At 38.1% G+C, this 12,646-nt stretch carries 10 protein-coding genes; 8 read left to right on the forward strand and 2 right to left on the reverse strand.

Annotated features, from left to right (window positions below; translation table 11 throughout):
• Positions 1-41 precede the first annotated feature (41 nt).
• Complete coding sequence (locus HCX62_RS00980) at positions 42-557, forward strand: hypothetical protein (RefSeq protein WP_185636694.1); 516 nt, start codon at positions 42-44, stop codon at positions 555-557.
• A 153-nt stretch (positions 558-710) separates the two neighbouring features.
• Here HCX62_RS00980 and HCX62_RS00985 read toward each other — a convergent pair whose 3' ends face one another.
• On the reverse strand, positions 711-815 hold the full coding sequence (locus tag HCX62_RS00985) for a type I toxin-antitoxin system Fst family toxin (RefSeq protein WP_109909189.1): 105 nt from the start codon (positions 813-815) through the stop codon (positions 711-713).
• 197 nt (positions 816-1,012) lie between these two features.
• Positions 1,013-1,888 (reverse strand): LysR family transcriptional regulator, encoded by an 876-nt coding sequence (locus tag HCX62_RS00990; RefSeq protein WP_185636695.1) that lies wholly within the window; start codon positions 1,886-1,888, stop codon positions 1,013-1,015.
• 114 nt (positions 1,889-2,002) lie between these two features.
• Between HCX62_RS00990 and HCX62_RS00995 the strand changes: the two genes are divergently transcribed.
• The 7 genes from HCX62_RS00995 to HCX62_RS14025 all read left to right on the forward strand — a co-directional run bounded on the left by HCX62_RS00995 (position 2,003) and on the right by HCX62_RS14025 (position 12,580).
• Positions 2,003-2,572, forward strand: a complete 570-nt coding sequence (locus HCX62_RS00995; protein WP_185637968.1) for a DapH/DapD/GlmU-related protein — start codon at positions 2,003-2,005, stop codon at positions 2,570-2,572.
• Positions 2,573-2,585: 13 nt separating this feature from the next.
• Positions 2,586-3,332 (forward strand): SDR family oxidoreductase, encoded by a 747-nt coding sequence (locus HCX62_RS01000; RefSeq protein WP_185636696.1) that lies wholly within the window; start codon positions 2,586-2,588, stop codon positions 3,330-3,332.
• 325 nt (positions 3,333-3,657) lie between these two features.
• Positions 3,658-10,236 carry a DNRLRE domain-containing protein gene (locus HCX62_RS01005; RefSeq protein WP_185636697.1) on the forward strand — a complete coding sequence of 2,193 codons (6,579 nt, stop codon included), beginning with the start codon at positions 3,658-3,660 and terminating at the stop codon, positions 10,234-10,236.
• 34 nt (positions 10,237-10,270) lie between these two features.
• Positions 10,271-10,624 carry a hypothetical protein gene (locus HCX62_RS01010; RefSeq protein WP_070220000.1) on the forward strand — a complete coding sequence of 118 codons (354 nt, stop codon included), beginning with the start codon at positions 10,271-10,273 and terminating at the stop codon, positions 10,622-10,624.
• A gap of 879 nt (positions 10,625-11,503) precedes the next feature.
• Positions 11,504-12,061, forward strand: coding sequence for a hypothetical protein (locus tag HCX62_RS01015; protein ID WP_070032019.1), 558 nt, complete (start codon positions 11,504-11,506; stop codon positions 12,059-12,061).
• Between the two features lie 72 nt (positions 12,062-12,133).
• Positions 12,134-12,367: a hypothetical protein gene (locus HCX62_RS14020; RefSeq protein WP_260490787.1), complete on the forward strand. Its 234-nt coding sequence runs from the start codon at positions 12,134-12,136 to the stop codon at positions 12,365-12,367.
• Positions 12,368-12,580 (forward strand): hypothetical protein, encoded by a 213-nt coding sequence (locus HCX62_RS14025; RefSeq protein WP_235004678.1) that lies wholly within the window; start codon positions 12,368-12,370, stop codon positions 12,578-12,580.
• The last annotated feature ends 66 nt before the right edge of the window (positions 12,581-12,646 follow it).

Genomic DNA, 12,646 nt, shown 5'->3' on the forward strand with positions numbered 1-12,646 from the left:
CTTTAACTGGCAGAATCATTTTCAAAAAAGGAGATAGAGAAATGAATCGACAACAATTAGAGAAATTGAATCAGGATTGTATCTATGAAGTGTATGAAGATAGGGAAGAAACTAATGAATTTTATATGGGATACATAAAAGCAATTTTTAAAAAGTACATTATAATAGAAAATTATCATAGAAGTGGTCAGTTTGATGGTTTTGCTATTATCGCCAATGAAAACATTTTTAAAATTCAAAAAGGCACCAAATATCTGGAGCCCTATAAAAATGTGAAATCAGCTCAAATGCAAATGCCGGAATTAAGTAGCAAAGGAGATACCCTATATAATTTTCTTCAGTGGGCGAAAGAAAATAAGAAAATAGTAGAGTTAGCAACAGTTTGGGATGAACTAATTATTGGGGAGATTGACGTGCTTGATGATGAGTTGATATCAATGAACGTTCTTTTGTCTGATGATTTTTCACCTGATGGGAAATGTTTTATTGAATTTGAATCGATTCTAGATGTTTGTGTGGATACGTTGAAATTGCGATTTATGGAAGAACGTTGTTAAAAGCTTTTATTTTTCCGTGTGAGTGTCTCCGTGAGTTGTATTTTTCCTAATAAGTGTTATAATAAAGTTGGAAAATGAATCATTTAATGCACAAAAATCCCCGAGTCCGGCTAAAGACCTCGGGGATTTTCTTGTGGTTAGAACGGTTGCCGTCTACTTATGTTTTTTATCACTACGATGTTCTAACCAATATTTGTAGGTAGCTAAAGTAATTCCTACAAAAATCGGAGCAATAAGACTGGAAAAAAATAGAATCATTTAATGCACCTCCCTTCAAAAGAACAATGTTCCTATTGTTCGTCTGAAGGTAGACGACTTAATTATTATAGCGCGCTCACATAATTTAAAGAGATGTTTTAAAGAATAAAAATAAATCAAATAGCTATAAATTCAGGACATAAATCCATAAAAATCAGCAATGAAACTAATTTTAGTTTTATTGCTGATTTTTTTACTTATTTTGTCATTTCTTTTTCTATCAACCGCAAAAATTCCTTCGCTGCGCTCGAAAAAGTGGGATTCTTTTTCCAAACAATGCTTATTCCAGCAGTTAGGGGCGGCGAAAAAGGAATGAATTTCAAATTTGTATTGTCCGTGTTTATAATGCCATCGATACAAAGAATACTGGCAATATTTTCTTTAGCTAAAAGCGAGGCATTATAAAGCAAATTATATCTACCAATCACATTCAATTGTTCGAAATGTTCTCCTAACCAACTTGCTAGTTGATTATCCACGAAAGATTGATTCGAAGCCATTATTGGATTTTTTTGAATATCACCGGGAGTTATAACTTTTTTTTGCGCTAAAGGATGGGCTGTATTTACTAAAACTCCCCATCTGTCTACTAAAGAAAGCTGCAAATATTCGTATGCCTGCATTTCAACAGGATTAATGACCAACCCAAAATCCAGCAGCCCGTGCTCAATTTTTTCTAAAACATCGTCGGCGTTACCACTATGTAGTTGAAACGTAATCTCGGGATGTATTTCTCTCAGCTGATGAATGACACTACCAATAAACTCAAAACCTCTCGTTTCCCCAGCACCTATCGTTATTTTCCCACTAATTGTTTCATTTTGTAGCAAGTTCGAAGTTGTTAATTCGACTAAAGATAAAATCTCCTTCGCGCGATTTGCCAAGTAAACCCCATCTTCTGTTAAGGTAATAGCACGATTTCCGCGGATAAACAGCGTTATGCCTAATTCTTCCTCAAGTTCCTTCAATTGTTTAGAAAGCGTTGGCTGAGAAAGATGAAGTACTTCCGCCGCTTTACTAATCGTTTTTTCACGAGCAACAGTTAAAAAATAATTTAACACACGTAATTCCATGAGACTCTCCTTCCTATAACCAAAACGAATAGTTGGCTATGATTTATAAGTATTATTCAATTATAACTTTTCTCCGTATAATTAAGAAGTAAAAGATTTTCGGGGGGAGAGTGCATAATGATACAAGATTTACAGAAAAGAATTGTCGGTAAAGAAATTCTGCAAGGATCAAATCTTTCAAATGAAATTCATGAGGTAAAGCAAAACAACGAACAATTAATCGTCGAACTAAATACCAAATATCATTCAAAAAAAGAAATAACGAAATGCCTCAGTGAAATCATCGGAAAACCTGTGGACTCTTCTGTTGATGTCTCACTTCCTTTTTATAGCGACTTCGGGAAACATATTACTTTTGGAAAAAATATCTTTATCAATTTAAATGTAACTTTCGTAGATTTGGGCGGGATTACGATTGATGATAATGTTTTAATTGGCCCGGGAGCAAGACTTGTGACCGTTAACCATTTAGTCAGCCCTAAAAAAAGACGTGGACTACGGGTAGCCCCAATTTATGTGAAGAAAAACGCCTGGATTGGCGCAAATGCGACGATATTATCAGGGGTAACAATTGGTGAAAATGCCATCGTTGCTGCGGATGCTACCGTCACAAGAGATGTCCCAGCAAACGTTGTCGTCGCCGGAAGCCCCGCCAAACAAATTCGTAAAATTATTGAGGAATAAGGAGAGATAGCAAATGACAATCAAAAATAAAGTAATTATTATAACCGGAGCATCATCCGGAATTGGTGAAGCAACAGCTTTCCTTTTAGCTGAAAAAGGGGCGAAATTAGTTCTTGCTGCTCGTCGCGTTGAAAAGCTGGAAAAAATTGTTCAAACCATTAAAGCGAGTTCAGGTGAAGCAATTTTTGCCAAAACGGATGTAACAAAACGTGAAGATAATAAGAAATTAGTAAAATTAGCGATTGAAACATACGGAAAAGTGGATGCAATCTTTTTAAATGCGGGAATAATGCCGAATTCGCCATTATCGGCTTTAAAAGAAGACGAATGGGAGCAAATGATTGATATCAATATTAAAGGTGTGCTAAATGGAATTGCGGCTGTGCTGCCTTCTTTCATCGCTCAAAAATCCGGACACATCATCGCAACTTCTTCTGTAGCAGGATTAAAAGCATATCCCGGCGGTGCTGTATATGGCGCGACTAAATGGGCAGTCCGTGACCTAATGGAAGTATTACGAATGGAGTCAGCCCAAGAAGGAACCAACATCCGCACCGCGACCATTTATCCAGCAGCCATCAATACGGAATTACTAGAAACGATTACAGATAAAGAAACCGAGCAAGGAATGACCAATTTATATAAACAATATGGCATCACACCTGATCGTATCGCGAGCATTGTTGCTTATGCCATTGACCAACCCGAAGACGTAAACGTAAATGAATTCACAGTAGGCCCAACTAGTCAACCGTGGTAAGTGGAAAAAACCTTGAACGGAAGAATTATTGGTTCAAGGTTTTTTTGCAGAATTGACCATAATTATTCTGATAAAGAGTTAATTTTAACCAAACGAATTAACAATTCAAATAAAAAGTAAAAATTTTACATTCTGCATAGCCCAAAACCAAAAAAACATGCTATAATGATTTTGTTAAATTTGGAAAAGGACCAGTTTTATCTCGATTAAAACTGGTCCTTTTTTTAGGAAGAGGGGGATAGTGAGGTTGTTAGTAGGGAGATAGCAAATAGAGAATTTGGTAAGGCAGCGAAAGATATTACATTGAAAAGGGAGAGCTTGATACATGAAAATACATGCAAAAGCAAAGAAAGTATTAGTGACCTTGATAGCCATTATGTTATTCCTTTCACTAATACCTGGTTATGCACCAACGGCGGAGGAGACGTCGACTGGGGTAGCAGCACCAGAAAAGGAAGCGGGAGAAAAAGCACCAACAGAAGTTAAAGAAGAACGAACAGAAAATGAAGTGGTTTTTGATAATCACGACGGGAGTTTTACGAAGCAAATCTTTGCGGATCCTATCAATATGGAAGTTGACGGGGATATGAAACGCATTGATGCAAATGTGGAGAAAGAAGCAGATTCTGACATGATTGTTCCAAAACAAACACCATTAGAACTAGGTTTCTTAGAAAAAATGGAAGACGGGGCATATCAGAAACTAACAAAAGCTGGAGCAGAAGTTACTTTTCGCTTAAAAGGAGCACGTACAGGCGAGGATGAACAAGCAGTAACTGACCAACCAGCGACGTATAAAGAAAATGAAGTTACTTACGCAGATGTATTTCCTAAAACGGATTTACGGCATTTAACTTTTCCGCAATCAGTAAAAGAAGACTTAGTACTACATGAACCAAATCAAGTAGATACGTATGTATATCAAATTGAAACAAAACTAGATTTAGAGCTAGCAGAGAATGGCGATGTGATATTCAAAAATAAATCGGACGAAACAATGTATACGCTTCCGAAACCAGTTATGACAGATTCCAATGTCGGCGCTGAAACTGGCGAAGCAGCGTTATCCGAAAACGCTTCTTTTGAAGTAAAACAACTGACAAAAACAGTATATGAACTACAATTAAAAGTAGACACAGCATGGTTAAATGATGCTGCGCGTGAATATCCTGTTTATATTGATCCATCTGTTCGGTTAGATGAAGTTTATAATGCCAACATCAATTCAGCTAAACCAACAGAAACCAATATCGGGAGCAAGCTTTGGGATTCTGGCCAAAATGCTTACACGTTAAAACTCGGTAAATGGGACAATTCAACAGGAAATAATGCCGCCTTTTTAAAAATGGATACGTCCACTTTAAACAAAGCGACTGTTTCTAAAGCAACGTTAAAAGTCTATAACATTTGGCACATGTCCCCAACGGTTAAAAATGATCTTTGGTATTACGAAGCCAATGCAAAATGGTCCCCGTGGCAAGTAACCTGGAACACAGTACCTCCTGTAACTAGATTAGGTAGTGTTAATGTTGGTCGTGGCGAATGGGCTAATTTAGACGTAACTAAAACAGTTCAAGCATGGGCAAGTGGAACGCGAGAGAACAATGGTTTCCGCTTAGGTACGAACATCGATCAAAATTATTGGAAAAAAGTCGTAGCAAGTGAAAATAATAAAAACTACCCTTATTTGGAAGTAAATTATACTTATCCACAACCGGAAAAACCTACTGTAAAAACAAACTCGAATGGAGTAGGTACTGGAACAGGTTTCATGGATTTATCTTGGAAGGCCGTTCCAGGTGCGACGAGTTATAATATCGTCATTTCTAACGGATTTAAATACGAATATATTAATACAAAAAGTGCAGCAACTACATGGAGCACCAAAGGAAAGAAAATTTTCCCAACAGATGACGAAATTGCTAATGGTGAATTTGACTTCCATCATGATGGCAAAGGAACTGAATTCGCCCTTGATCCGCGAGCGCAATATGAAAATGCGTTTCAAGCTGGAAGTACTTTTGGACTGCGCAATCTAACGCGCTATCTATTTAGAGTGCAAGCCGTTTTCCCGGGTGGAGAAAGTCCAAATTCCGACTTAGTATTTGCCTACATGCCAATCGAAAAACCACAACCACCTGCTGCGAAAGCTTATTCTAACTTAGCGCATAAAGAAACAGGTTATGTGGAAATTAACTGGGAAAAGAGCCCAATGGCGGATGGCTATAAAGTACTTGTATTCAATGGTAAAGCCTACGAAGAATACGATGTCGGCGCAGAAACAAAATGGACAACACAAAACAAAGGCATTTGGCCGACTAAAGAAGAGATTGAAGACGGTAAATTTGCCCTTCATCATGACGGAAAAGGCGATGAACTAGCAAAAGATCCTTCACCAGTTTATACCAATTCTGGCGGGAATTATAAAGAACGCAAAAATTACTGGTTCCGTGTTATTGCATATCAAAAAGCAGGAAATAACGCCACAAGTATCCAATCCGAACCAGCAACGCCAACTATTCCAGAAGTAGTAAATAAACAACTAGGAATGGTGGACTACTGGACAAGTGTCCCAGTACGCGGCGGGCAAGTGAACGCAACAAATGGAAACTTTTTATTCCATGAAACAGATTTCAATTTAGAAGGCCGCGGTCCAAGCATTAACGTCGACCGTACTTTTAACAGTCAAGATGACGCAACAGGAATTTTCGGTAAAGGCTGGACAAGTACCCTCGAAGAAAGACTTATCGAAGAAGAAAACGGCAATATCTTATGGGTGGAATCGGATAAAAAAGTCCATCATTTCACTAAAAAAGGCGACAAATACGAGGCACCACCGGGCATTTATTCAGAAATCACTAAAAACGCAGACGGCTATTTGAAAATAGAAGAAGATAAGTCAGAAACACGCTTTTTAGCTGACGGGCGATTAAAATCCGAAAAAGATACAAAAGGTAACGAGTTAACTTACGAATATACTGACGGCAAACTAACAAGCATGCGCGACGCTTCCGGACGTACCGTAACTTTAGCGTATGAAGGCGAGCTAGTAAAAGAGCTAGTTGGACCAGAAGACCGGAAAATCAGCTACACCTATAATGATAAACAAGAGCTAATCAGTTCATCAACCGCCCGCGGAAAACTATATCGCTACGGCTACACAGATGGCTTATTAACAGCAGTTTATGATCCAAAACACACAGAAGAAAAACCATACGCAACAACCTTTGCTTATGAAGAGGAAAAACTAACAGAAATAACCGATCCAGTCGGCAAAAAAACCACCCTTTCCTACGATAAAGAAGAACAAAAAACTACTTTAACAAACGAGAAAAAGAAGAAAACCGTTTATTCATACAACGACGCTGGAAATCCCAAGAAAGAAATCGTGGATGCAGAAGGCCTCAAATTAACAACGACCTACACGTATGAATCAAACAATCTAGTAAAAGAAGTAAATCCTAAGGGACAAGAAGAAACGTACTCTTACGATGCGGATGGCAATGTCACGCAAATGACAGATGCATACGGAACAGAATCATACACTTACAACGATAACAACGATGTGACGAGCGCAACTGACACAGAAGGACGCAAAACAACCGTGGCTTATGACGGAGCAGATGCTGTATCTGAAACGCTTGCGACAGAATCCCAAGTATCCTCTGTAACGCAGTATGACGCTTTTGGTAACCCTGTTCGAGGTAGCGGTGAACTTTCCTCAGGCGGCAATTTACTTCAAAACAGCGGCTTTGAAAAAGGTGCAGGAGTTTCCAACTGGACGCTAATTCAATCTGATGCAAAAGGTAGCATGACATTCGATAGTACACAGTCAGCTCCAGGAGCACTCGGCGGTAGCGGCTCAGTTAAACTAACGAGTGAAGCAAACTCTACTGTAAAAGGTTATTCATCCGTTACCCAACGCGTCGATGTAGAACCAGAAACAACGTATACATTTAGCGCCTGGATTAAAACATCCGGAATGACAAACGCCGATGCACTTCTCATTGGACGTTTACAAGACGCGAATGCAAAAGATATTACCGATGCTGGTGTATGGCAATCCAACCGTGCGACATCCATCAAAAAGAATGGCGACTGGGTAAAACGCCAATTAACCTTTAAAACATCCAAAAACACGCGCCAAGTATTGCTTTATTTGGACAATGAACAACCAGCTCCACATAAAGGAAAAGCAACCATTTGGTACGACAATGTTCAATTTGAAAAAGGCAGTGTTGCTTCCAGTTACAATCCAGTAGTCAATAACAGTTTTGAAAATCACAATGGAACACTTCCGACTGGTTGGATGCGAACAGGTAATACCGCGCTAACACAAGCAAAAGTAGTAGATAATGAAAGCCACAGCGGTGATAGCGCCGTTTACTTCGAGCGAAAAGCTACAAGTGAAGCCTACACGCATATTGTCCAAGATGTGCCCGTAAATCAAAAAGAAGCAAAAGCATTAACGATTTCAGCACTTTCCAAATCAGAAGATGCTAAATCAAATGGCTCTGTTGCAACGATGTCGAACGATTATTCGGTATGGGGAACAATATATTATCAAGATGGCACAACATCTTCCGTACAAGGTCAATTCCCACTAGGAACGAACGACTGGAACCGAAGTGCTGTAGTTGTTAAACCAACCAAACCGATCAAAATGATTAAAGTCTATACAATGTTCCGCAACGGTTTAACAGGGAAAGCTTGGTTTGACGATGTACGTGTTATAGAAGGCGAAGTATTAACAAAAAATGAATACGACGCTTCCGGCAACTATGTAACAGCCAGCTATGACGAAGAAGGCCGCAAAATCAGCTTCACTTACGATATTTACGGCAACACTACATCCGAAACAGACGAAAAAGGCAACAAAAAAACATTAACTTATGATGCAGACAACGCACTTATAGACACCAAACTAGCGAACGGCACATCCGTAGCCTATAAGTACGACGACAATGGCAACACTACCGAAAAAAATGTCACCGCATCCGGCAAAACGCAAAAAAATATCTATGAATATGACGTAGATAACAAAATTACCGCATTTACCGATGCGCTCAATCGCACAATCAAGTACGAATACGATGCAGCCGGTAATGAAACAAAAGCAATCATGCCAAATGGTCGCGTAACCGAAAGCACATACGATTCCGCTGACCGCATGGACGGGATTAAATGGAATGATAAACTAGCATTTAAATTCCAATACGATCCAAACGGCAACCAAACAAAAGTAACCGATGAAATTAACAGCATCGTAACCGACAAAACCTACGACGATGCCAACCGAATCACCAAAGTAGCCGAACGAGGTGGCGACGTAAGCTACACTTACAAAGACAAACCAACAAAAGACAACAAAGGAAAAACAGACAAAGTCGGCGAAGTAGCCATTAACCACGGCGACTACACAGCAAGAACAAGCTACACATACAACGACTTAGACCGGAATACCCGCGTAAACGACGGAAGCAAAAACGCCTATTTTGAGTTTGACGAATTTGGAAACATCAACGTCTACACAGCAGGAAACGGCACCGCAGCCAACTACACCTACGATAGCACCCAAAAAGTCACCAACGCAGCTATTAGTAGCGCAAGCGGCACCCAAATTTTAGACGAAAACTACACCTATGACGCAGCAAGCAACCGTACAAACATCGACAACAAACAAGACGGAAAAACAACCTACGAATATGATGCAGTCAACCAACTTACCAAAGAAACACTACCAGACGGCACTGTAAAAGCATACACATACGATGGCTTCGGAAACCGCACACAAGTAGCAATCAGCGGAAGCGAGACAAAAACAATTGCCGCAAGTTATAATGATGGTAATCAACTGGTTTCGTGGAACGGAGAGGCTCTGACGTATGACGCGAATGGTAACCGTACAAGCGATGGCAATTACACGTATACATGGGATACCGGCGACCGTTTAAGCAGCATCACGAAAAAAGGCGAGAGCGAGCCGTTTACAAGTTATACGTACGATGATGATAACCGCCGCTTGTCGAAAACCGTCGATGGCGTGACGACGAATTATCATTATGATGGCGATAGTATTGATGTTCTGTATGAGACTGATGGTGATGGAAAAGTAGTTCGTCAGTATGTTTATTCGGATGATAATGTTCGTTTAGCGATGAAGATGAATGGCAAAACCCTCTATTATCACTATAATGCGCATGGCGACGTAATTGCACTCACGGATGAAGCAGGTAACATTGTCGCAGAATATGCGTATGATGCTTGGGGAAATGTGCTGAAAAACACTGCCTCCTCGGAAGAAGCCAAAGCCAATCCTTATGGTTATGCAGGATACACGTATGACAAGGAAATCGAACAATATTACTTGATGGCGCGTTATTACGAACCAGAGCAAGGCGTGTTTACCGCTTACGATCCAGACCCAGGCGATGAAGACGACCCGCAGACGATGAATGGGTATAATTATGTTGGAAATAATCCTGTAAATAAAATTGATCCAGATGGTAAATTTTGGCAGTATGTTACTGCAGCAGGGATAGGTGCAGCATATGGTGCAGCTAGCTACTATATAGAAAACAAGCGTAAAGGTAAGAAGTCAACTTGGAAGGGTGCTGGGAAAGCGGCTTTATGGGGTGCTGCGAAAGGCATTGGGTGGACAGGTGCTGGTAGAGTTTTTGGATTTGTATCTAAAGGTAAGGCAGTTTTACGTGCTGTTAAAACGAAACGTCCATTGAAGAATTTAGGCCAATATGGAAGACACATTCGTAGGCTTGTAAAAAAACCGGTGAAGCATCTAAAGAAGACCCCTGTTAGACGGTTAAAGGGTATAAAAAAAGCTAGATTGAACTCTACAAAAGCAAAATTACATCGTATGTCAAATGCAATTCAGAGGCATAGATAACTGTACTGCAGTAAAAAAGTTATAGGAGGTTACCATGGTTCATTTTATTATCGATGTATCGATCAATTTTATTACATTTGCAGTTTGTTTCATTCCGTTTTATCTTTCAGAAAAAACTAAAGGTATCTGGGAGAAAATAGGTGGAAGCATATTTTTTGCGGGGATTATGATAGTTGGAACAGGTATTTTTATAAGCGGTGGTAATACTCTGCAATCATATGTTTATGTCATTTTGGTAGTGCAGATAATTATTTTGTGTATCGAACTTATATTAGTGTTATGGAGTAAAAGTAAAGGAAAGTCTACAATTTTATCTATCCTATCAGCAATATTTTCTGTATTTGCTTTAGGAATATACATTTATTATGTTGTAGCAAGATTTATTTAGTGAGCAAGAGCTTATAGGCGGGATTCTAAATCAAATAATTCTTATGTCATAGTGTTTAATGAGAAATAAATTTGGATGCAAAATTTTTTGTGTGAAACGCTGCTTTAAAATACCAAGAAGCAACTAAATAAGTAACCACCTATTCATCACGCGAAGACGATTTTTTTGCTGGTTAATTGAAGCTATTACTACAAATGACATCATGTTTAGTGCAAGGCGTTCAAATGGTTATGAGGGAGGGGAGGTTTTTCTCCATGGAACACTGTATTGAATAGAAATTGATATAACCTATTTGAACATTGCAGAACTGCTCGCTAAACATCTCAACCAAGCAAAAATTTCTATTCGAAATCGTATCAGGTGGTTAGGCTCATTGCCAAACGAATATGAAGGTCGATTAGATGGAACTTGCTGGATAAAAAAATAAGATATTCTAGCCCTGCGTTTCGGCGGCAGTGTAGAACAAGATTTGATGAACAAACTAAGAATAAGCCCTTCACTTTTACAGGGAGGGCTTATTATAAAAGTAAGAGATGTAAATAATACATATCAAAATAATAAACTTTACGGGAGCATATGATTAAATAATAAAAGAAATACTTAACTTGAATCCGAAAAAATTAAAAAATAAAGTGTACCCGCTATACAATTTACATTTATTACGTTGGTGGTATTGAGGTTCTCTATGAAGCGGATAGGAAAGTAGTTCGTCAGTATATTTATTCGGATGATAATGAAGACGAATGGGAAAACGCTATATTATCACCATAATACACATGGCGTTAGTACTTTGATGAATGATTAAGGTAAGATTGTCGCATAATATGTGTATGATTCTAAGCTAATGTAGTGATTTTGGGTTAGAAAGAGGTTGGCCTTATGAGCAAATTAACTAGTGATGAAGTCGAATTTAAAATAAAAAAACTTATCAGTTTAGAAAAAAGTTTACCAGAACAAATATTTCCTAATCCTGAAAAATATAACTTTTATTTTGAAGAACCAGAGGCTATTTATATGGATACGAAAGAATTCATCCATATGATTAAACAAATTGTGGAAATTACACAGGATGAGAAAGCATATATTAGTGAAATTTTGAAAGAAGATAAATTTTTACAAAAGAGCAAAACTATCTTGAATTTAAAGGAAGTAATAGACTTTACACAGGAAGAGGGTAGTATAGTAGAAAATTTGGATTTTGAAAATATAACAGAGACAACTATATTTTTATATTGCTATATGTATTTCCCTTCTGAGCAACTCTTTCTTTTCGTTAATGAATATTCGGACACAGCCCTTTTAGCGATTGATAAAAAACTTGATATTGATGTTCCTTGGTATGATGTAGAAACATTTTTGACTGTGGAGAATCTGGGAATGAAAGATAGGCTATACAGGAAGTTCAGGAAGCGTTTAGGGAAAAGTTATAAAAAATAATTTATTAATAAGGAATAAAAATTTTAGAAAGTCTATTACAAAATGCAGTGAAAAAACGTGAGGAGTGACAAAATGATATACAGTGTAGGTTTAACTACTGCGGGTGCTTATGATAATCAAGGTAAATATTTAGAAGAAATTCATGAAGATATTGAAAAAATAATGAAGCGGCTAATTCTTCAATTTGATATATATCAATTTCATATTTCCCGTAATTTCGAGGCAGCTGCTGATAAATCAGTCCTTGTGAAACAAACTAGATTTAAAAAGACATATATTCATTTTTATAAAGAGGATGAAGAATGATTGGAAGAGGGATCTAGCTATGACCAGTATTTTTTATTAGAAAAAGATTGCGACATCTCTGAGCAGATAGATAAATTAGAGCTTAGCGAAATACCAAGGATAGAAAATATTAGAGCCAAATTGTTATCCGTTTTCCCATTATTAGTCATTTTATCAGATTCAAGTGAGTTAATGGCGTATTCAATGGAAAAATCGAATTTAGAGCTGATATAGATTCAGGAGGGATAAAGTGGGAAATCAAAAACAATCTCAGTGAGCATTTAAAGTTTGGAGCATTTA

Origin of the sequence: Listeria swaminathanii (assembly GCF_014229645.1) — a bacterium.
Classification (GTDB): Bacteria; Bacillota; Bacilli; order Lactobacillales; family Listeriaceae; genus Listeria; species Listeria swaminathanii.